Annotated in this window: 14 protein-coding genes; 6 read left to right on the forward strand and 8 right to left on the reverse strand. The window is 62.4% G+C overall.

From position 1 onward, the window contains the following. Positions 1-58: 58 nt before the first annotated feature. Positions 59-4,306: an Ig-like domain-containing protein gene (locus tag KQ659_RS14645; RefSeq protein WP_216688326.1), complete on the reverse strand. Its 4,248-nt coding sequence runs from the start codon at positions 4,304-4,306 to the stop codon at positions 59-61. 356 nt (positions 4,307-4,662) lie between these two features. Then, positions 4,663-5,685 (reverse strand): transglutaminase-like domain-containing protein, encoded by a 1,023-nt coding sequence (locus KQ659_RS14650; protein WP_226929992.1) that lies wholly within the window; start codon positions 5,683-5,685, stop codon positions 4,663-4,665. Positions 5,686-6,096: 411 nt separating this feature from the next. Here KQ659_RS14650 and KQ659_RS14655 point away from each other — a divergent pair, with 411 nt between their 5' ends. The 3 genes from KQ659_RS14655 to KQ659_RS14665 all read left to right on the forward strand — a co-directional run bounded on the left by KQ659_RS14655 (position 6,097) and on the right by KQ659_RS14665 (position 8,339). Next, positions 6,097-6,714, forward strand: a complete 618-nt coding sequence (locus KQ659_RS14655; RefSeq protein ID WP_216688324.1) for a DUF421 domain-containing protein — start codon at positions 6,097-6,099, stop codon at positions 6,712-6,714. 179 nt (positions 6,715-6,893) lie between these two features. Beyond that, entirely contained in the window at positions 6,894-7,754 is an 861-nt protein-coding gene (locus KQ659_RS14660) for a helix-turn-helix domain-containing protein (RefSeq protein ID WP_216680374.1), read from the forward strand. Between the two features lie 165 nt (positions 7,755-7,919). Then, entirely contained in the window at positions 7,920-8,339 is a 420-nt protein-coding gene (locus KQ659_RS14665; RefSeq protein WP_226915783.1) for a DUF983 domain-containing protein, read from the forward strand. Between the two features lie 65 nt (positions 8,340-8,404). Here KQ659_RS14665 and KQ659_RS14670 read toward each other — a convergent pair whose 3' ends face one another. After that, positions 8,405-10,387 (reverse strand): M1 family metallopeptidase, encoded by a 1,983-nt coding sequence (locus tag KQ659_RS14670; protein ID WP_216688323.1) that lies wholly within the window; start codon positions 10,385-10,387, stop codon positions 8,405-8,407. A gap of 177 nt (positions 10,388-10,564) precedes the next feature. Next, the gene (locus KQ659_RS14675; protein ID WP_216680372.1) at positions 10,565-10,921 is read right to left on the reverse strand and encodes a hypothetical protein; all 357 of its coding nucleotides are present in this window, start codon (positions 10,919-10,921) and stop codon (positions 10,565-10,567) included. 257 nt (positions 10,922-11,178) lie between these two features. Between KQ659_RS14675 and KQ659_RS14680 the strand changes: the two genes are divergently transcribed. Both KQ659_RS14680 and serA read left to right on the forward strand, forming a co-directional pair. Then, positions 11,179-12,636, forward strand: a complete 1,458-nt coding sequence (locus KQ659_RS14680; RefSeq protein ID WP_216680371.1) for an ATP-binding protein — start codon at positions 11,179-11,181, stop codon at positions 12,634-12,636. A 102-nt stretch (positions 12,637-12,738) separates the two neighbouring features. Then, complete coding sequence (gene serA, locus KQ659_RS14685; RefSeq protein ID WP_216680370.1) at positions 12,739-14,640, forward strand: phosphoglycerate dehydrogenase; 1,902 nt, start codon at positions 12,739-12,741, stop codon at positions 14,638-14,640. A 158-nt stretch (positions 14,641-14,798) separates the two neighbouring features. On the opposite strand, the gene KQ659_RS14690 is transcribed toward serA, so the two are convergent. Continuing rightward, positions 14,799-15,485 (reverse strand): GNAT family N-acetyltransferase, encoded by a 687-nt coding sequence (locus tag KQ659_RS14690; protein WP_216688322.1) that lies wholly within the window; start codon positions 15,483-15,485, stop codon positions 14,799-14,801. Positions 15,486-15,633: 148 nt separating this feature from the next. Further along, positions 15,634-17,067 (reverse strand): D-alanyl-D-alanine carboxypeptidase, encoded by a 1,434-nt coding sequence (locus KQ659_RS14695; RefSeq protein ID WP_216688321.1) that lies wholly within the window; start codon positions 17,065-17,067, stop codon positions 15,634-15,636. Positions 17,068-17,476: 409 nt separating this feature from the next. On the opposite strand from KQ659_RS14695, the gene KQ659_RS14700 reads away from it, so the two are divergent. Continuing rightward, positions 17,477-18,583, forward strand: coding sequence for an NADH:flavin oxidoreductase (locus tag KQ659_RS14700; RefSeq protein ID WP_216680367.1), 1,107 nt, complete (start codon positions 17,477-17,479; stop codon positions 18,581-18,583). A gap of 52 nt (positions 18,584-18,635) precedes the next feature. Here KQ659_RS14700 and KQ659_RS14705 read toward each other — a convergent pair whose 3' ends face one another. Further along, the gene (locus tag KQ659_RS14705; protein ID WP_226915782.1) at positions 18,636-20,243 is read right to left on the reverse strand and encodes a Na+/H+ antiporter; all 1,608 of its coding nucleotides are present in this window, start codon (positions 20,241-20,243) and stop codon (positions 18,636-18,638) included. Positions 20,244-20,259: 16 nt separating this feature from the next. Further along, positions 20,260-20,535: a hypothetical protein gene (locus KQ659_RS14710; protein WP_216680366.1), complete on the reverse strand. Its 276-nt coding sequence runs from the start codon at positions 20,533-20,535 to the stop codon at positions 20,260-20,262. Positions 20,536-20,686 lie beyond the last annotated feature (151 nt).

The following is a 20,686-nucleotide window of genomic DNA, read 5'->3' on the forward strand; positions in this document are numbered from 1 at the left end:
GCCAAAAATCCCCGTCAGCAGCTGCTGACGGGGATTTTTGGCGTTTGGTGACTCTGAACTATTCGCGCACGAAGCGGCGCGTAGCCGTGCCGTCGGCCGAGGTAGCGCGCAGCAGATACACTCCGCTGGGCAGGGCGCTCAGGTCGATGGGCTGCTGAGCGGCCGCAGTGGCGGGCAGCGCGGCGCGGTACACCACCTGCCCTACGGCGTTGAGCACCGTGAGCTGCGTCGGCTGGTGGGTGCCGCTCAGCTCGATGGTCAGTTTGCCGTCGGGCGTGGGGTTGGGGTACACTTGCAGCGCAGCGGCGGCCAACTGCCGGGCCGTGGCCGTGACCACGAGCGCAACCGACGGCAGCGAGGTGCAGCCCTGCGCCGAGGTGGTGGTAACGGTATAGGAACCCAGCTGGGCCGCCGAATTCACCACGTAAGTAAGACCGGCGGCCCCGGCAATGGCTACGCCATTGAAGTAGAACTGGTTGCCGATGGCCGCGCTGCTGGTGAGCGTGGTGGTGGGGCCATTGTACTGAGCCGTCAGCGTTGGGCGCGTGGGCAGCGCGTTGATGGTCAGCGTAGCCGTGGACGTGGCCCCGCCACAGGCTCCGGCGCTGCTCACCGTGTTGGTCACGGTGTAGGTGCCGGGCGTGCTGGCGTCCAGGTTGATGGCTCCTGTGCCGGCATTCAGGCTCAGGCCGGTAGTAGCGGAGAACGTACCGGCGATGGCCCCGGTGGCGAGCGCCGGAGTGGCCGTGCCAGTGGCGCACAGCGAGGCGCTGGCGTAGCTAAAGGCCGCCGAAGCCGGGGCCGAAATCGTGATGGTGGCCGTGCTGCTGCTGGGGCAGCTGCCACCCACGCTGTACGTCACGGTGTAGGTACCGGGCGTGGAGCTGGCCGGGGCAATGGTGCCCGTGCCGGCGTTCAGGCTCAGGCCGGCCGTCGAAGCAAAGGTGCCGCCCGTAGTGCCCGCGATGCTGGGCGTGGCGGTAGCGCTGCTAAGGCAATAGCCGGTAGCCGCGTAGCTAAACGTGGCCGAGGTGGCCGGGTTCACCGTCACGGCCGTGGCGGGCGAGGTAGCGGCGCAGCCGCTACCGCTGGAGATGACCACGGCATAGCTGCCGGCCGCGCTGGCCGAATACGTAGCCGTAGTGGCCCCGGCAATGGGCTGGCCATTGAGCAGGAACTGATACGTAGCCCCGGCCCCACCGCCGCCGGCCGTTAGCAGCACCGCGCTGCCCTGGCAGATGGCCGTCGGGCCGGCGGCTACAAGTGTGGCCACCGGCGCGGCGCTGATGGTAATCGGAGCCGTAGCCGTGGTGGCCGCGCACGAGCCCGACGCCGGAATGGTGTTGGTGACGGTGTAAGTGCCCGCCTGGCTGGCCGCCAGATTCACCACGCCGGAAGCCAGGTTCAGGCTCAGGCCGGTGGTGGAGGAGAACGTACCAGCGCTGGCTCCGCTGCCGAAGACCGGGGCCACGTTGCCCTGCGCCGCCGCGCAGTAGCTGGTGACGGGGTAGCTGAATGCCGCCGCCGGGGCCGTGGTGATGGTGACCGCAGTGGTGGCCATTGCCGTGCAGGTGCTGCCCACGGTGTAGGTCACGGTGTAGGTGCCGGCCGTGCTGGAAGCGGGGTCAATTGTCCCGGTGGTCGTGTTCAGGCTCAGGCCGGCGGGGGCCGCAAACGTGCCGCCCGAGGTACCCGCAAGCGTGGGCGAGGCGCTGCCGCCACTGGCGCAGAACGTGGACGATGCGTAGGCAAATGCCGCGCTCGGGGCTGCGTTGATGGTGATACTGGCCGTGGCCGTGCCCGGACAGGGGCTGCCCGCCGAGTAGCTCACGGTGTAAGTGCCGGGCGCGCTGGCGGCCAGATTAATCGCGCCGGTTGCGGCGTTCAGGCTCAGGCCGGTGGTTGAAGCGTACGTACCGCCAGCGATGGAAACCGTTGGTCCGGGGTTGTTGCCGCCGTTCTGACAGTAACTCGTGGCACCGTAGGCCAGGGTGGGCGTGGCCACAGGATTCACAGTGAGGGTGGTGCCAGCCGAGGTGGCCGTGCAGCTGCCGGGATTGGTGATGACCACGCTGTAGGTGCCGCCCTGCGTGGCGGCGTAGGTGGCCGAAACAGCGCCGGCAATAGCCTGGCCGTTCAGCAGAAACTGATAGGTGGCCCCGGTGCTGCCGCCGTTAGCCGTCAGCGTCACGCTATTGCCCTGACAAAAAGTGGTGGCGCCGCTCACGGCCAGCGCCGCCGCCGGTACCGCGCTGATGCTCACCTGCGTAGTAGCCGAGGCCGCTTGGCAGGCCCCGTTGGCAGATACGGTGTTGGTCACAGTGTAGGTACCGGGCTGGCTGGCCGCCAGGTTGATGGCCCCGGTGCTGGCGTTCAGGCTCAGACCCGTGGGCAAAGCCGTGAAGGCACCCGCCGCCGCGCCGGCTACGAGCGTGGCCGTGGGGTTGGCTCCGCTGGCGCAGTAGGCCGCGCTGGCGTAGCTGAAGCCGGCCGCGCCGGGCGTGGCCACCGTTACCTGCTGGGTGCTGGTGCTGGGGCAGGGCCCGCCCACGCTGTACGTCACGGCATAGGTACCAGCCGTGCTGGCGGCCAGGTTAAGCTGGCCGGTGGCGGCGTTTATAGTCAATCCGCTGGGAGCAGTAAACGTGCCCCCGGCGTTGCCGCTGATGGTAGGCGTAGGGTTGGCGCTGCTTTGGCAGTACGACGCCGCGTTGTAGGTGAAGGCGGCCGAAGTGGCCGGATTCACCGTCACGGCCACGGTGCTGGTGTTCGAGCAGCCGTTGCTGGAGGCGGTGAGGGTATAGGTAGTGGTGATGGCCGCGCCGGTCGCGTTGGTGAGCGAAACCGTGGTTTGGGCCGCGCTGGCATTGGCCAGGCCGGTGGCGGGGCTCCAGCTATAGGTGTAGCCAGCCACGGCCGCCGAGCCACCCAAGGAGGCCGAGCCGCCCGAGCAGAACGTCTGGGCCGTGCCGGCATTCACCGTTACCACCGGGTTCACCGTCACACGCACCGTGGAGCTGCCCACGCAGCCATTGGCCGAAACGGCCGTGAGGGTGTACACGGTAACGCGCGGGGCGGTGCCGGTGTTGGTGCCCGTGAGGGTAGGCTGCGCCGACGAGGTGCTGCTCAGGCCCGTACTGGGCGACCAGCTGTAAGTAAGGCCGGACACCGGCGCGGTGCCCAATTGGGCAGTCTGCCCCGAGCAGAGCACCCGGTCGGGACCGGCGCTGGGGGCGGGCAGCGGCTCCACGGTAATGGTCACGGTGGCCGTGGCCGAGCAGTTGCCGTTGTCGCCGGTGAGGGTGTAGGTAGTCGTGACGGTAGGCGAGGCGATGGGGTTGGCCACGCGGGGGTTGTTGAGGCCGGTGCTGGGGCTCCAGGTATAGTTCTGTGCACCCGAGGCCGTGAGCGTAGTCGAGCTACCGGCGCAGATGGTCTGGCTCGGCGACACGGTGAGCGACGGCGTGGCACGCACCGTCACCGTGGTCTGAGAGGTGCTGGCGCAGCCGGCGGCGTTGGTCACCGTCACCGTATAAATGGTCGATGCCGTGGGCGTTGCCGTGGGGCTGGCCACGGTGGTACTGCTCAGGCCGGCGGCCGGGCTCCACGAGTAGCTGGCGCCGCCGCTGGCATTCAGCGTAACGGACTGGCCGGCGCAGATGGCCACGGCCTGCGGCGTTACGCTGGCGTTGGGCAGCGCGTTCACAGTCACGCTCACCGATGATGTGGCCGAGCAGCCGTTGGCGCTGGCCGTCACGGTGTAGGTGCCCGAACGGTTCACGGCGACGTTCGAGAGCGTGGGATTCTGCAGCAGCGAGGTGAAGCCGGACGGGCCGGTCCAGGCGTAGCTGGCCCCCGGCACGGTCGTAGCCGTGAGCAGCAGGTTGCCGCCCACGCACAGGGGCGAGTTGCTGCCCGCCGTCACGGTGCCGATGTTAGTGATGGTGAGGTCCTGACCATTGTCCGGGCCGATGGTGGCCGGGCTGGAGGCCACTACCCGCACGCGGTAGCCCGAGCCCGTGACCACGCCCACCGGCAGCGCACCGTTGATGGTGCCGCCCGCCGTGCCCGACAGCGAACCAATAGCGACCGGCGCGGCAAACGAGCCCGTTTCGTCCGAAAGTTGGGCCGTGAACACATTAGTCGGGTCGAGGCTGCCACTCACCGTGTAGCTCACGCGCACCACGGTACTTTGGCAAAAATTCGGCCCGTTCAGCACCGAAGTAGTGATGATAGCGGCCTGGCCCGCGCGGGCCCCGATGATGCTGACCAGCAACAGCAAGTAAAAGAGTAAACGGTTTTTCATGGAGAATGATGTGAGAAAATGGACAGAACGATGGCGCAATGGCCGGCTAGTTAGCACCCCCACATGAGGGCCACATGATGAGCACGCCAAACCGCCGGTCCCGCCTTCGATGCCCCGCCGCCACGAAAGTTTAAGCCGGCATTAATCTTCTTAACTCCTTCATTTTCCGCTCATTTCCCCTTCATCTTTCTCCGCTCCTCCTTTGCCCCAATGCAACAGCCCGCCGGCACTCCCTGAGCATCGGCGGGCTGTATTATTCTCAATGCATAGTGGTCAGACAGCCTGACCATTGTAGAAAGCACGTCGTGCCAAACGCAGCCGAAGCATGACGTGCTTACTTGCTGCACAAAGGCCGGCTACTGCGCCGTGATATCCAAAAACTCGTATTTCCGGGCTACTTCCAGCGGCTGGCCATCGGCTTCAGCGTAGGGGTACACGAAGTAATTGAGGGGCGGACCAGCTTGCCGGGGCGTCAGCTGCACATCACGGCCCCGAGTGAACTCGACGCGGTTTTCGTCGTGGGCCCCGAAGAAGTAGGCGCGCTTGTCGGGGTTCTTAGCGGCTTCGGAGGCATCGACGGGCACCCAGCCAGTTTCCGGGGTGAAGAACTCGGCCCAGCAATGGTAGCCTTTGATTTCGCCGTGGCCGCGCTCGGCGGGCAGCGGCAGCCCAATGCTGAAGCGCGCCGGAATGCCCAGGCTGCGGCAGTAGCCGATGATAATGGCGTGGAAATCGGTGCAGTTGCCGTGCCGGGCGTCGCAGGCGTAGTAGATATCGCCGCGCCCCCAGCCCTGGCCGGTTTTGTCGTAGGTCACGGTACTCACCACGTGCTCGTAGATGGCGCGGGCTTTTTCGAGCGGCGTTTTGGCTCCGGCTTTGGCCACCACTTCTTCGGCCTGCTGATGAATGGTGGGGTCGAGCGGCACGAGGCGGTCGGGGGCCAGCCAGCGGGCCAGATTGGGGTCGGTTTTTTCCTTGACGAATTTGGCCGTGGGCGCATTGGCGCGCAGGTTGAGGTGCTCGCAGCGCGTGATTTGGGCGGTGAGCTTCACCACCAGCGGCGCGGTAGGCACGGTGGCGGCGCGCAGGTGCAGCATCTGGGTACCGTATTCGCCCTGCTCGATTTTGTAGGGCACCGGCGACTCAATTTTGAGGTCGCGCACCTCCTGCGAGGCATCGGTGTGGGGCACGGGTAGCCACAAATCCAGGGTTTTGGTGCCGGCCGGGGGCACGGGCACGGTGGCGGTGCTGGTGAGCACGAAGGTGCGGCTACGCGGCGCGGCGGCCGGCTGGCCCGGGGCACTCAGGCCCGGCAGGTGCACGGCCGCACCCAGCAGCCCCACCCAAATGGCGGGGGAAATCAACAACGAAACGTTCACGGCAACAAGGCAACTGGTTGCTGCTGGCGGGCGTCGGCCAAGCTGGAAGCCGGTTTCTTGTTACTGGCTGCTGGTTGCCGGGTTTTAATTCGTGGGCAGTCGACAACGAATTAAAACCCAGCAACGAGGAGCGCGAAACCAGAAACCTACTCTCGGCGGCCACCACTGCGTGCGATGCCCGCCAACGCGACGCTTACATAAGCGCCCGCCAGTCGGGGCCGACCAGACCCCAGCAGTAAGGCAAAGGTACGGCGCGGCCAACCACGAGCCGGACCGTGCGTACCAGCAGCAGCTTCATATCTTCTGCGTTTCCATGCTCTTCCTCGCCAAATCCATCACGCCTTTCGACTGGCAGCGCCTGCTCTGGACGGCCGACGCACCGCCTACTTTTCTTTTTGAAGTCGTGTTTCGGTGTGTGGTGACGTACTGCTGCTGCTGGCCACGCTCCGCGTGACGGGCCGGCGCGGCGTGCGGCAGCTCTCCATTTTCGAGCTGAGCATTATTCTGGCGCTGAGCTCGGCGGCGGGCGACACCATGTTTTACCACGACACGCCGCTGCTGCCCGTCATCATCGTGTTTGCGGTAGTCAGTGCCCTGTACTGGCTATTCAACCGCCTCACCGAGTGGTTCCCGGTCTTCGGCGACTGGCTGGAGGGCAAGCCCGTGCTACTCATCGAGAAAAGCCGCATCAACATGAAAAAACCCGACAGCCTGAACCTGACGCAAAAGGAGTTATTCGGTGAGCTACGCCAGCAGCAGGTGGAGCACCTCGGCCAAGTGCGCCGCGCCTACATGGAAGCGACCGGCAACCTCAGCGCCTATTTCTTCGCCCCCGATGCGGCCGCGCCCGGCCTGCCCATCTGGCCCGAGCTGCTGGCCCAATCGCAGCACCGCGTGGCGGCGGCCGGCGCGCACGCCTGCGGCAAGTGCGGCGAAGTGCGGGAACTGGCCCGGGGCGAGGCCGCGCTTTGCCCGGTGTGCCAGGGCGCGGACTGGGTGCCGGTGTGCAGTGCGAAAAGGGAGGCGTGAGGTTAAGCGGCTCGTTGAAGCGGGCCTACCGGTCAGCCCGCCCAGGGCGGGCTGACCAATTTTTGTGAGAACGACTATCGGTGGTGCTTCAACCGGTCAGACCGCCCGGGGCGGTCGGACCGGAGCAAACGAATCTGGTGTCACTTTAGGCCTGCGCGGCTCCGCGCTACCTTCGCGCCATGAAGCCCACTGCCCCGCCGGTTCTTGCGCTGGCCTCGTTTCCGGGGCCGCTGGCCCGCACGCCTTACTACTGCGACCGGCTGGAAAGCCACGTCGTCCGGTTTCCGCACGTGAATGCGCCACATGGGCACGACTTCTACCTGCTGCTCTACATCACCGAAGGTACCGGCACGCACACCGTCGATTTGGTAACGTATGAGCTGCGGCCGGGCAGCCTGTTTTTTCTGGCTCCGGGGCAGGTGCACCACTGGCACCCGGGGCTGGATGCGCGCGGCTTCGTGGTGTTTTTCAGCGCCGACTTCTACCTGTTTCGCTACCCCGGCAGCGGGCTCTACGACTTTCCGTTTTTCGACAGCGCGCACCCGCCGGTGCTGTACCTGCCGCCCACCGAAGCCGAAATCCGCCCGCTCATCGAGCACCTCTTTGCGGAGTTCACAGTTCCGCAGCCCAACCAGGCAGAGGTTTTCCGCGCCTACCTGCACCTGTGCCTGGAGCTGGCGGCGCGCCACTACGCCGCCCCGGCCCCGGCCGAAGTGGGCCTGGCCCAGCAGCAAATCCGGCAGTTTGGGGCGCTGCTCAACCAGCACTACCGCAGCCTGCGCGGCGTGCGCGACTATGCAGGGCTGCTCCACGTATCGGCCAACCATCTCAACGCCCAGTGCCGCCGGGTGCTCAACAAAACGGCCAGCGACCTCATTCACGAGCGCATCATCACCGAGGCGCGGCGGCTGCTGAGCCACTCGGCACTGGGCGTGGCGCAGGTGGCCTACGAGCTGGGTTTCGAGGATGCGTCGTACTTCGGGCGCTACTTTCGTAAGTACACCGGCCGCACGCCCGAGGCGTTTCGGCAGCAGCGTTGATTTGTCCGGTAAGTGCCCGCAAACGGGCTGCAAAGGCGAGCGCCGCACCGGGTAACTTTGGGCCACCAACACGACAAGTGCCGCGCCGGCGGCCGGCGCATGGGCGCGGGCCGCATTTTCCCGTATAGCTCAGCTACTGTTATGCACCCCTCCCCCACTCCGGTTATGGCCGACTCTACAACTGATACCTACGAACTCGTTGACTCCACCGCGCTGGCGCTGGCCCAGCTGCGCTGCCCACGCTGCCACCAAGGCAAGCTGTTCACCCACTCTGCCCTGAACCTCAGCAAATTTGCCCAGATGCCCGCGCAATGCCCCGTGTGCAGCCAGACGTTCGAGCCCGAGCCCGGCTTCTACTTCGGCTCGATGTACATCACCTTTGGCTTCAACGTGGCCACTACGCTGGTGCTGGGCGTGCTCATCTATTACCTGATGGGCAACCCCGATACCTGGGTGTATGTGAGCATCGTTACGGCCGTCACGGTGCTGCTTACACCAGTTATCCTGCGCTATTCACGGGCGATGATGCTGTATTTGTTTGGTGGCACCCGCTACAATCCCAACCTGGCCCGGCGGGGTGAATAGTTAAGAGTTAAGAGTTTAAAAAAAGCCCGCCTGAATCGTCAGGCGGGCTTTTTTTAAACTCTTAACTATTTCAACACCTGCGCCCGCCACACGTTATTGCCGGGGTTGGCATCGGGCAGCAGCTTGGTGGGGTTCAGCTTCACCAGCGTGAGGGGAGTGGTGGAGTTGTAGCGGAAGGTCCAGGTACCGCTGCGCTGCCACACTTCCACGGGCAGGCGCACGCGGGTGGTTTTGCCGCCGGTTTCGGTCACGTCGGCAATGATAGGCATGGCGGCCTGGCCCAGGTTTTCGACGGTGATGAGGGCGCCTTGGGCGGGGTCCTGATTCACGTAGGTGACGGTGGTTACGGCCTGGTCGAGGGTCCAGTTGTTGTACACCCACTCGCGCCAGAACCAGGTCAGGTCCTCGCCGCTGGCATCGTTCATGGTCCGGAAAAAATCTTTAGGCTGCGGGTGCTTGAAGGCCCAACGCTTGATGTAGGTGCGGAATGCGTAGTCGAACCGTTCCGGCCCCAGAATCTCGGCGCGCAGCAGAAACAGGCCATAGCCCATCTTGCTATAGGCCGCGTAGCCGAGGTAGTTGGAGGGCGTCACGTCGGGCACGGTGTAGGGCGGCACGGTGGCCGGGTCCATGATGTAGCGGATGTTGCCCTGCACCAGCCGGGCAGTATCATTTATCTGCTTGGCATATTCGCCGTTATTGAAATTGTTGCTCGACAAGATGTTGATAAAAGTGTTGAAGCCCTCGTCCATCCACGGGTACTTGCGCTCGTTCGAGCCCACAATCATCGGGAACCAGTTGTGGCCGAACTCGTGGTCCGTTACGCCCCACAGGCTGGCTTTGCGGGCCTTCGCGCCACAGAACACGATGCCCGGATACTCCATGCCGCCCACCACGCCGGCCACGTTAGTGGCCACCGGGTACGTGTATTCGTACCACTGCTTCGAGTTGTATTCGATGCTCTTCTTCACGTACTCCGTCGAGCGGTTCCAGGCCGTATCCTGGGCCGATTCGACCGGGTAGAGCGACTGCGCCAGCGACTTGCGGCCGCTGGGCAGGTTCATCTTCGCCGCATCCCACACGAAAGCCGCCGAGGCCGCCCAGGCCACATCGCGCGCCCGCTGGCACTTAAAATGCCAGGTGAGGCGGCCGTTTTTGCCACCGGGCCGCGAGCCAGCCTGCGTCACTTCGTCGGCCGAGCGCACCAGTACCGTCTGGTCCGAGCCGGCGGCTTTGGCCAGGCGGTTTTGCTGGGCCGAAGTCAGCACTTCGGTGGGGTTCACCAGCTCGCCCGAGCCGCCCACGAGGTAGTTGGCAGGCACGTTCAAAGTGTAGTCGAAATTGCCGTATTCGAGGTAAAACTCGGCCGTGAGGTAGGGCAGCGTGTTCCAGCCTTCCACGTCGTCGTACACGGCCATACGCGGGTACCACTGCGCCACTTCAAAGATTTCGCCGTTTTTGGTTTGCAGGCGGCCCAGCCGGTCGGAGCCGTATTCGGGGATGCTGAAGCCGTAGGCGATGTCGATTTTCAGCTTGTCGCCGTTGGGCTTCAGGGCCTCGGGCAGCATGATTTGCATGCGCGTATCGATTACGCGGTAGTTGGCTTTCAGCTTCTTGCCGTGCAGCTCGATGTTCACGGTCTGCAGTGAGTCGCCGCCCTGGAAGCCGCGCGAGTTGTTGCCGAAGCGCCCGCCGCCCACCGGCGTGATAGCCGCCCCGCGCGAGTCCTCGCGGTACAGGTTCTGGTCGACCTGCAGCCACACGAAGGCCAGCGCATCGGGCGAGTTGTTAGTGTAGGTGATGGTGGCGGTGGCCGTCACGCGGGCCGTTTTCTCGTCGAGGCGGGCGTCAATTTTGTAGTCGGCCGCGTTCTGCCAGTACTGCGCCCCGGGCTGGCCGCCGGCCGTGCGCGTGGGCGTGCTCAGCTGCTCAATAAAACTTGGGTTGAACAGCGTGCGCGAGTCGTAGGCCGGACCGGTATTGATGGTTTGGGCCAGGGCCGAGCCGGCCGTGAGCAGCGCCGCGCCCAGCAGGAATTGTAGTTTCATGTGAAGTATCAGGAGGAAAAGCGAAAATGAATCGCACAAAAGAACGTCATGCCGCGCGGAGCCGAGGCATCTCGCGTGGGGTAGTAATCAACTCCGCAGGACAAATGGATTAGTGGTGACACGCGAAATGCCTCGGCTCCGCGCGGCATGACATTGTTTATCAGCATTTCCCCGCCCTTACAGCCGCTCCCGCACCAGTTCCATCAGCCCGTTCAAATCCGCCGCGTCCATCTCCGACGCTTCGATGAAGGGCGTGAGCGCGCCGCCTTCGCCCACGGCGAAAGCGGCCGGCAGCGGGTGCCGCGCCCACTGCGGATAGTCGCGCACGAACTCGTCGCGGTGCAGAAAATCCACCGGCACGGGCAGCGCCTTGATAAACGCGCGCCACTCCGGCTGCATCGAAGTCGCGCCATAGGTAACCGCGCACAGCGAGCACTGGTAAGTGCTGGGCGAAAGTATTTTATGAAACAGGTCCTTGAGGCCGGCCAGGCGGCTGCCATCGGCATTGTACACGAAAACGAGGCGTTGGGGCATGAGCACGAATAGCCGGCAAAGGGCCGGGTCGCAAAGTAAGGCGCGGCCGGGGCAGGAGCTCCGACGCGGGCGTAGCGCCCGCAGCACCCGCAGCACCCGCAACCCCAACGCGCCCAGCCTTGGCAACTGGTAGTTTCAGCAGCAGCGTGAGCAGGAGCTTTATAAAAACTTGGGAGAGGAATGCCGTGCCAAGGTACTGCTGGGCGCATCTTTGCGTCAATTCCTCATTCCGTCAGCGCTCTAGCTTTATAATTCTCATGAAAGCCTACGATTTATCAGAGATTCTGCATAACCTACTGGCAATGCCTGGCGAGAATGAGTTGGTTGAGTTTAAAGAAGCCAAAAACAGCTTCCACTTCGATGAGCTAGGACAATATTTTAGCGCTCTGAGTAATGAGGCGAATCTGAAAGGCGCGGAAGAAGCATGGCTGGTTTTTGGAATTACTGATAGACAAAATGTTATTGGGACCAACTTTCGTCCTGCTCCCAACCATCTTCAGTCGCTGACTAGGGAAATTGCTATCCACTGTAACAATCGAATTACTTTCCGCAATATTCACGAGTTTGACCATTCCGGTAAGCGGGTCATTTTATTCGAGATTCCTCCTGCTACGCCCGGCCACCCGACCTCTTGGAAAGGCCATTTTTACGGCCGAGATGGCGAAAGCTTAGGCCCGCTGAACACCGACGAACGCCACCGGATTGAAGGCCGCTTTCAGCAGCAGATTGCGTTTGAACGAGGTGTAGCTTATGCTAATGCATCAGCTATCCAAGTTTTAGAGTTACTAGATTGGCAACGTTTTTCTGCCTTGTACCAATATTCTACACCCAGCGATAATCAAGAGGTTATTGCTAGGCTGATTACCAATAAGGCTGTTATTAGAACAAATAGCAGCCTGCATATTACTAATCTAGGAGCTATTTTATTCGCCCGCGACCTAAAACGGTTTGAACAACTTGAACTTAAAGGAATGCGCATTATCCTGTATAATGGCACCGGCCGAACTGAGGCCAAGAAAGAGGACCAAACTGGACAGATGGGTTACGCTATTGCTTTTCAGCGGGCTATCGACTGGCTGAATGCTCGACTTCCCACTGTAGAGGAAATTGGCAGTGTTCGTCGGGAGACAATTCCTACTTATCCGCTCAAAGCAGTGCGAGAGTTGGTAGCTAATGCACTAATACATCAAGACTTCACTGTTTCGGGCTCGTCACTGATGGTTGAAGTGTTTGATAACCGGATTGAGATAACAAATCCTGGTACACCATTAATTAATGTATCGGAGTTCTTGAATCATCCCCCAGTCAGCCGTAATGAGCTAATTGCTGCTGCAATGCAATTATTCGATTTCTGCGAGCGCCGGGGCAGTGGCATTGACCGGGTAGTAGAAGAATGCGAGAAGCACCAATTACCCGCGCCTAATTTTATTCGCGGCGATAATTCTACCCAAGTTATTCTCTACGCTCCGCGTCCTCTTCGCGAGATGGACCGTCGCGATAAAATTCGCGCCTGTTATCAGCACGCATGCCTGAAGCAGGCCAATGGGCAGCAAATGACTAATCAATCCTTTCGGGAACGCATGGGAATTGCGGAATCAAATTATCCGATGGCTTCTCGTATTATCGCCGATACGCTGGAAGCTGGCCAAATAAAAATCTATGACCCCGAAAATAAATCCAAGAAGCACACCAAATACGTCCCCTCTTGGGCCTGATTCTTATGTAACGGTTATGTAACTGCAGCTTTAAAAACCCTTATTGATTCGCTGTATTTGCCGTTTTCTTATGTAACGGTTATGTGATTCTACTCCAATCCTATGCCCGCCTCCCCCGCCCCCCTGCCCTACCTTGTTTTCGATTTCGACAGCACCTTCACCCAAGTCGAAGGCCTGGACGAGCTGGCCGATATTGCCCTGGCCGGCCGCCCCGACGCGGCCGAGCGCGTGGCCCAAATCCGGGCCCTCACCGACCAGGGTATGGCCGGCGAAATCGGTTTCCAAGAGTCGCTGGCGCGGCGGCTGGCGCTGCTGGGGGCCAATGAGCGCCACCTCGCGCCGCTGGTGGCCCGCCTCAAAACCAAGGTGAGCGAGAGCATCCGGCGCAACGGCGACTTCTTCCGGCGCTTCGCGGATAGGATTTACGTGGTGAGCAGCGGCTTTCGGGAGTTCATCGAGCCGGTAGTGGCCGAGTTCGGCATCACGCCCGGCCACGTGCTGGCCAACACCTTCACCTTCGATGCCGAGGGCGACATTACCGGCTGCGACCCGGCCAACGTGCTGAGCCGCGACGGCGGCAAAATCCGCCAGCTGGTGCTGCTCAATTTGGACGGGCCTGTGTACGTGCTCGGCGACGGCTACACCGACTACCAGATTCGCGAAGCAGGGCTGGCCCACCGCTTCTATGCTTACACCGAGAACGTTAGCCGCCCCACCGTGGTGGCCCAGGCCGACGAAGTGCTGCCCACGTTCGATGAGTTTTTGTACCAACTAAGACTTCCCATGACTTTATCATACCCCAAAAACCGCATCAAGGTGCTCCTGCTGGAGAATCCGGATGCCCGCGCCGCCGAGCTTTTCCGCCAGGAAGGCTACCAGGTGGAGGAGGTGAAAGGCGGCCTCGACGAGGATGAGCTCATTGCCCGCATCGAGGGCGTGAGCCTGCTCGGCATCCGCTCGAAAACGCAGGTAACCCAGCGCGTGCTCGACGCCGCCAACCGACTTGTCGGCATCGGCGCATTCTGCATCGGCACCAACCAGATTGACCTCACCGGGGCCATGAAAAAGGGCGTGGCCGTGTTCAACGCGCCGTTTTCGAACACCCGCTCAGTGGTTGAGCTCACCTTGGCCGAGCTGATTGTGCTGGCCCGCCGCATCCCCGAGAAGAATCCCAAAATGCACCGGGGCGAGTGGGATAAATCGGCCAGCGGCTCGTTCGAAATTCGGGGCAAAACGCTGGGCATCGTGGGGTACGGCAACATCGGCTCGCAGCTTTCGGTAGTGGCCGAAGCCGTGGGCATGAAGGTGCTGTACTACGACATGGCCGAAAAGCTCCAGCTCGGCAACGCCGTGAAGGCCCGCACGCTGGAAGAACTATTGGCCCAATCCGACGTGGTGACGCTGCACATCGACGGCCGCCCCGAGAACGAGAACTACTTCGGCGAGAAGGAATTTGCCCAAATGAAGCCGGGTGCCCTGTTCATCAACAACGCCCGCGGCCATGTGGTAGATGTGCCGGCCCTGGCGGCGGTGCTGCGCAGCGGCCACCTCGGCGGCGCGGCCGTGGATGTATTCCCCCACGAGCCCAAAACGAACAACGAGAGCTTCGAAAGTGAGCTGCGCGGGCTCACTAACGTGCTGCTCACGCCGCACATCGGCGGTAGCACGACCGAGGCCCAGCGCAACATTGCCGAGTTCGTGCCCGAGCGGCTGATGCAGTACATCAACACGGGCAACACGCAGCAGTCGGTCAATTTCCCCAATATTCAGCTGCCCACGCAGCAGGCCCACCGCCTCATCCACATTCACGCCAACGTACCCGGCGTGCTGGCCAACATCAACAACGTGCTGGCTGCCCACCAGGTCAACATCCTGGGCCAGTACCTGAAAACCAACGAGCACATCGGCTACGTGATTACCGACATCAACCGCGAATACGACCACGACGTGATTCAGGCCCTGCGTGCCGTAGAGCATACCATCAAGTTCCGGGTGCTATACTAGAAAGCAGGCATTCCGGTGCAGAACGAATCGGTGACACACGCTGAGCAATTCCCCTGGATTCCCCTATCCAACTGGTGCGTGGAATGCCGGAATGAAAACCCCTCAAAACGAACACGGCCCCGGCACTCCTTGCGGAGGCATGGGGCCGTAAGGCTACGCTACGCCGGGTTTTTCCGGATGATGTAAAAGCTCATCTCCCGGCGAGTCACAAACCCCAGGTGATGGTATAGCTTGATGGCCCGAACATTATCAGATTTTACGTGCAGAAACGGGATACCCGTTGCCGCCACAATGCGCTGTGCCTGAAGCAGAATGAGCTGGCCGGCATAGCCCCGGCCCAGGTGGCCAGGATGGGTGCACACGGCGCTGATTTCAGCATACGGCTCCGGATGCATGCGCTGCCCGGCCATCGCCACCAGCTCAGGGCCTTCAAAAACGCCTTCGTAATGCCCAAACGCAAGAGTATTGGGCAAAAACGGTCCGGGCTTGGTTTGTTTGGTGAGAGCCAGCATGGCGGGCACGTGCGCTGGCCCCAACCGGATGGGCGGCGGACCCGACAAAACGGCCGCTGCCGGCTGCTCCTGCACCATTTGCCCTACCTGTAGTTGCTGCACCACCTGCCATTGGACCGGAATAGCCATTGGAACCGGGCTCACCACGCCCAGCACGCGGCCGGCGGGCACCAGCGCGTGCAGCAACCCAAAAGCCTCCGGCGTGAAAACTTCGAACCCGACAAACGGCGACACATCTCCCGCAAAGCACTTCACCGATGCCGGACCCTGGGCCAGGGCGCTATTGCCCGAAATCAGCGCGTTCCAAACGGGGTTATCGAGTAGGTGGGCCATGGCAGTTACGCGTTTTGCGCGCAGCCAAAAGTAAGTACTGTGGCTATTTGCACGGCCGCAACTCGCAGGACTGGCACGGATGACAAAACCCAGGATGCGCTACTGCATAGCGAACAAAAAAGCGCTAATGTTTCCGAAAGAGTCCCGTTTACAGCCGCTCGCGCACCTGGCGCAGCACCCGTTCTACCTCGTTGCGCATGGGGCCGCTCTCCACTACATGGTTGTTGTTCATGAACGTGAAAGCCAGCAGCCGGCCGCTTTTAGTGCGCAGGTAGCCGCACACGTTCAGATTGTTGCTGAGGGTGCCGGTTTTGCCCCACACCCAGGGACCGGTGGCATCGTGGTAGCGCTTGCGCAAAGTGCCCTGGCCGCCGCCGGCCGCCAGCAGGCTCAGCAGGCGGCGCTCGGGCACTTCCTGGTGCAGCTTGAGGAGCAGGCCGGTGAGGGTGCGGGGCGTGACGAGGTTGAGGCGCGACAGGCCCGAGCCATCGACCCACAAAACCGGGTCGGACAGCGTGCTGAGCAGGCTTTTGCGGGCGTAGCGTATCACGCGGCCGGTGCTGAGCGAGTCGCGGTAGCCGATTTTGGTGCTGCACATCAGCAGCAGCTGCTCGGCCAGGAAATTATCGCTCACGCGCAGCATACGGCGGTAGAGGGAGTCCACGCGCAGCCCGTGGAGCGTGCGGATGGAGTCCTGCCCGGGCCGGGGCCGCCAGATGGCGCTACTAGTGGCCCGGCGCAGGGTGTCGCCCAGCAGCCGCAGCATCAGCCCGCGGCTCGTCATGAAGGGCGTTTCATCGACCCACCTGCGGGCGGTGGGCAGCACGTAGAAACGGTTTTCGTGCAGCGCGCGGATGATATGCGTGTCGGCATCGAGGCCGGGTGTGCGCAGGTCGGCCGGGGCTGGGGCCACCAGCGGCGCAAAGTAGCGCGGCAGCACCCGAATGCGCGACTGCGGCACCAGCCCCGGCCGCACGGCTGCCACGCCGCCGTGGCGAACCGGCGCGGGCGGCGTGGCGTAGAAGCGCACCGTATTGCCGTAAATCGGGAAGGCCGTGCGCTCGGCCTGGAAGTAGTAGCCGTAGTCGTCCCAGGTCCAGCCCGGGCCGAAGGGCGCCACGGTGGCTATGTCGCAGTAGGCCAGGGTGTGCTCCGGCCGGTTCAGCAGGAAGCTGAAGGCGCGGCGGCTGGGCACGTCGCCGTGCAGCAGGGTGGGGTCGCCGGTGCCCTGAAAAAACAGGGTGTCGCGGCGGCTGAAGTAGCGCAGGCTGGGCAGCGAATCGGTGAGGATGTGCAGACCGGCGTAGAGGCTGAACAGCTTCATGTTGCTGGCTGGGGTAAAGTATTTGGCCTCCTGATAGCCATAGAACGGCCGGGTGCTGTCGGCGTAGGCCAGGCTCATGCCCACCTGGTGCTGGCGCAGAATGGGCGAGGTGGCCAGCAGCGAATCGAGCCAGGGCAGCGGCTGGCCGACCCGCACCGCCAAAGGCACGGCAGCCGGCTTATCGGAGGCCGACTGGGCGCAGGCCGATAATTGGGTAATGCCCAAAGTGAGCAGCAGGAAATAGAATGGGCGTAGCATCGGCCGCAACTTACGCAGCAAATGGGGCTGGGGTGGCTTTTTGATTAGTGATTCAGGTTGGACGCATTTAAATGGAGTCATGGGCCTCCATTGTCTCACAGGGCATTTTAGGCTTTAAAAAAGCGTCAGGTCCAAAATGAAAAAGTGCCCTGGTAGGCTGGATTCAGTCCTCAAAATTTATATACGTTCAACCTGTTAGTAATTAGCGGTTTTAATATCACACAGCAAAAACGCCATGCCGAGCGCAGCCGAGGCATCTCGCGTGTGGCAGCAATTCAATCGTCAGGATTAATGGTGGCACGCGAGATGCCTCGGCTGCAATCGGCATGGCGTTCTGAAAAATCAAAATCTGCCCCCGCCCTGTTCTTGTCAACTTTTCCATCATACGAAGAAATCAACCCCCTGAATTATGTCCACCCACGCCTTATTCGCGCCCTTCGCGCTGAAATCCCTCCATCTCAAAAACCGCATTGTGATGGCTCCCATGACCCGCTCCTTCTCGCCTAACGGCGTGCCGGGCACCGATGTGGCGGCCTACTACCGCCGCCGCGCCGAGGGCCAGGTCGGCCTCATCCTCTCCGAGGGCACCGTGGTGGAGCGCCCGGCCTCGTCCAACGACCCCAACATTCCGCATTTCTACGGCGAGCAGGCGCTGGCCGGCTGGCAACATGTCATCAATGAAGTGCACGCTGGCGGGGGCAAGATGGGCCCGCAGCTCTGGCACATGGGCGTGATGAGCGAGCACCGCTCGGGCTGGAAGCCGTCGGAAAACTTCGAAGGCCCCTCCGGCCTGCTCAAGCCCGGCGAGGCCACGGGCAAGACCATGACCGAAAATGACATCGCCGACACCATTGCCGCCTTCGGCCGGGCCGCCGCCGATGCCCAGCGCCTGGGCTTCGACTGCCTGGAGCTGCACGGGGCGCACGGCTACCTCATCGACCAGTTTTTCTGGGCCGGCCTGAACCAGCGCACCGATGCCTACGGCGGCGATGCCCTGGCTGGCCGCAGCCGCATCGCCGTGGAGCTGGTGCAGGAAGTGCGCCGTCAGGTGGGCGAGGATTTCGTCATCAGCCTGCGCCTCTCGCAGTGGAAGCAGCAGGACTACGAGGTGAAGCTGGCCCACACACCCCAGGAAATGGAAGCCTGGCTGCAGCCCCTGGCCGAGGCCGGCGTGGATATTTTCCACTGCTCACAGCGCCGTTTCTGGGAGCCGGAATTCGAGAATGAAGGCTCCGATTTGAACTTTGCCGGCTGGGTGAAAAAGCTCACCGGCAAAACCACCATCACCGTGGGCTCGGTGGGCCTGTCGGGCGAATTTCTGGCCGGCTTCGCGGGCGAAGCCTCCGAGCCGCGCGCCCTCGATGAGCTGCTGCGCCGGCTGGACCGCAACGAATTCGACCTCGTGGCCGTGGGCCGCCAGCTGATTGTGGACCCGAACTGGGTGGAGAAGATTCAACAGGGCCGCTCCGAAGAGCTGAAAGGCTATAGCCGCGAGGCCCTGCGCACGCTGGTGTAAGCCCGGCAGTTTGTTTTTTTAGTAGCGCGGATGGCAAAGTCCGCGCTACTTTTTATCGCTCAATGTGCTTCACCTTGGCCTCGTCCAAATCGAGCTGGGCTTCCTGCTGGCGCAACACCTCGTCGTCGTACGAGTCGTGGTGGCGCAGGTTCGTCAGGGCCTCGCGCTCTACCCGCAGCACGTCGAGCAGCACGCGGTGGTACTGGCGCAGCGCATCGCGCCCCGATTGGTCGGCATCGAGCGAATTGAGGGTATGGCTCGTGAGGCTCACCTCGGTTTCCATGCGCTGATGGAGGCGGGCAACCAGCTCATTGCTCTGAATTTCAACTCCGTATTTTTTCTGCATGTACTTCACGGCGGCCGTGCGCAGGTGTAGGCGCACGCTGGCTTCCTGCTCTTCGAGCGGGTCACGGTCTTCCAGGGCTGCCACTTTGGTGAGGCGAACGATGAGCGGCAGCGTGAGGCCCTGCACCACCAGCGTGACCAGAATGACCACGAAGGTGATAAACAGGATGAGATTGCGCTGCGGGAAAGCCTGCCCGTTGGCCAGCAAAGGCACCGACAGGGCCGCCGCCAACGACACCACCCCGCGCATGCCGGCCCACCCCAGCACCAGCGGCCCCTGCCAGCCGGGGCTGGGCTCGCTCGCCCGCACGCTCCGGCTCAGCCAGCGCGGCAGGAAGGCCCCCGGATACACCCACAGCAGCCGCACACCGATAACGACGCCACTCATAATCAGCCCATAAATGATGGCCTGCCACAGGGAGTAGTTCCCTAGCCCATTCACCACAATGGGCAGCTGCAGGCCAATAAGCATGAATACCAGCGCATTAAGCATAAATATCAAGCTCGACCACGAGCTATTGGCCTGCAGGCGCGTGTTGGCATCGAATACCCGGTGCGAGAAATACGACATCAGCAGGCCCCCGCTCACCACGGCCAGCACCCCCGATACCTTTAGCTCCTCGGCCAGCAGATACATCACGTAGGGCGTCATAAACGTGAGCACCGTGTTGATGTTGGCCGTGGTGGGCAGGTACTTATGAACGAGGTAGAAGCCGCCCGCCACCAGCAGCCCCACGGCCAGCCCGCCCCCGGCCACCAGCAGGAAGCTCACCGCCGCCTGCTGCCACACAAACGTGCCCGACACCACCGCCGCCAGGGCAAACTGAAATACAATCAGGCTGCTGGCATCGTTCAGCAGCCCCTCTCCTTCTACGATGGAGGTGATGCGCTTGGGCACGCTCACGTCTTTGAGCACTGTGGCGGCGGCCACGGCATCGGGCGGCGAGATGATGCCGCCCAGCAGAAAGCCCAGCGCCAGCGTAAAGCCCGGAATGAGCCAATGGGCCACCATTGCCACAACGCCCGACGTGAAAACCACCAGCCCGAAGGCCAGCAGCATAATGGGCCGCCGCCAGCGCCAGAAGTCGTGCCAGGGAATGTACCAGGCCCCCTCGTAGAGCAGCGGCGGCAGGAAGACCAAAAAAATCACTTCGGGCGCAATCCGCACTTCCGGCAAGCCCGGCACAAAGCTGATGCCCAGCCCGCCCAGCACCAGGAAAATCGGATAAGAAATACCGAGCTTCTGCCCCAGCATCACCAGCAGAAACGTTGCAAAGAGCAGGGCAAGCAGGAGCAGGAGGCTGGAGTGCAGCATGGGCAGTGGGTTGGGTTTAACAACCCAAAGAAACGCCAGCCAGCTTGCGCCCGCGCAAAGTCGGGCCGGGCAAGCCCCTCATGCAGAGTTGCAGAACGTGCTTACCCAGCGATGCTCCTACCTGGTGCCAGAGCCGCCGGCCCACCGTCGGACGCTTGGGCCGGTCGAAAAGCACCACGTAGAGTACCCCGAGCAGGGGCGTGAGCAGCAGGGGCGTTAGCAGCCGCAGGTGCCAGTAGTGAACCGGGCTCAGCCCCCAGGCCTGGACGAGGTGATTGATAAAATGCGCCATTACTAAATATATACATTTTCCATAAATTCTGCAATCGTTCCCGAGCAATTCTGCAATCCTTTGTTCATACTGCCCCAATGTTTTTTCAAACGGCAGTATCTGCCCTGGCCCCATGAGCTTAGCGGGGCCCGGCAGGCTGCCGGGTCCTGTT

This window comes from Hymenobacter siberiensis (assembly GCF_018967865.2).
Lineage (GTDB): Bacteria > Bacteroidota > Bacteroidia > Cytophagales > Hymenobacteraceae > Hymenobacter > Hymenobacter siberiensis.

What these genes read in the sequence shown, in the direction of transcription:
- KQ659_RS14645 (WP_216688326.1), bottom strand. Translation starts at nt 4,306, where the DNA reads ATGAAAAACCGTTTACTCTTTTACTTGCTGTTGCTGGTCAGCATCATC.
- KQ659_RS14660 (WP_216680374.1), top strand. Translation starts at nt 6,894, where the DNA reads ATGAAGCCCACTGCCCCGCCGGTTCTTGCGCTGGCCTCGTTTCCGGGG.
- KQ659_RS14665 (WP_226915783.1), top strand. Translation starts at nt 7,920, where the DNA reads ATGGCCGACTCTACAACTGATACCTACGAACTCGTTGACTCCACCGCG.
- KQ659_RS14670 (WP_216688323.1), bottom strand. Translation starts at nt 10,387, where the DNA reads ATGAAACTACAATTCCTGCTGGGCGCGGCGCTGCTCACGGCCGGCTCG.
- KQ659_RS14675 (WP_216680372.1), bottom strand. Translation starts at nt 10,921, where the DNA reads ATGCCCCAACGCCTCGTTTTCGTGTACAATGCCGATGGCAGCCGCCTG.
- KQ659_RS14680 (WP_216680371.1), top strand. Translation starts at nt 11,179, where the DNA reads ATGAAAGCCTACGATTTATCAGAGATTCTGCATAACCTACTGGCAATG.
- serA (WP_216680370.1), top strand. Translation starts at nt 12,739, where the DNA reads ATGCCCGCCTCCCCCGCCCCCCTGCCCTACCTTGTTTTCGATTTCGAC.
- KQ659_RS14690 (WP_216688322.1), bottom strand. Translation starts at nt 15,485, where the DNA reads ATGGCCCACCTACTCGATAACCCCGTTTGGAACGCGCTGATTTCGGGC.
- KQ659_RS14695 (WP_216688321.1), bottom strand. Translation starts at nt 17,067, where the DNA reads ATGCTACGCCCATTCTATTTCCTGCTGCTCACTTTGGGCATTACCCAA.
- KQ659_RS14700 (WP_216680367.1), top strand. Translation starts at nt 17,477, where the DNA reads ATGTCCACCCACGCCTTATTCGCGCCCTTCGCGCTGAAATCCCTCCAT.
- KQ659_RS14705 (WP_226915782.1), bottom strand. Translation starts at nt 20,243, where the DNA reads ATGCTGCACTCCAGCCTCCTGCTCCTGCTTGCCCTGCTCTTTGCAACG.
- KQ659_RS14710 (WP_216680366.1), bottom strand. Translation starts at nt 20,535, where the DNA reads ATGGCGCATTTTATCAATCACCTCGTCCAGGCCTGGGGGCTGAGCCCG.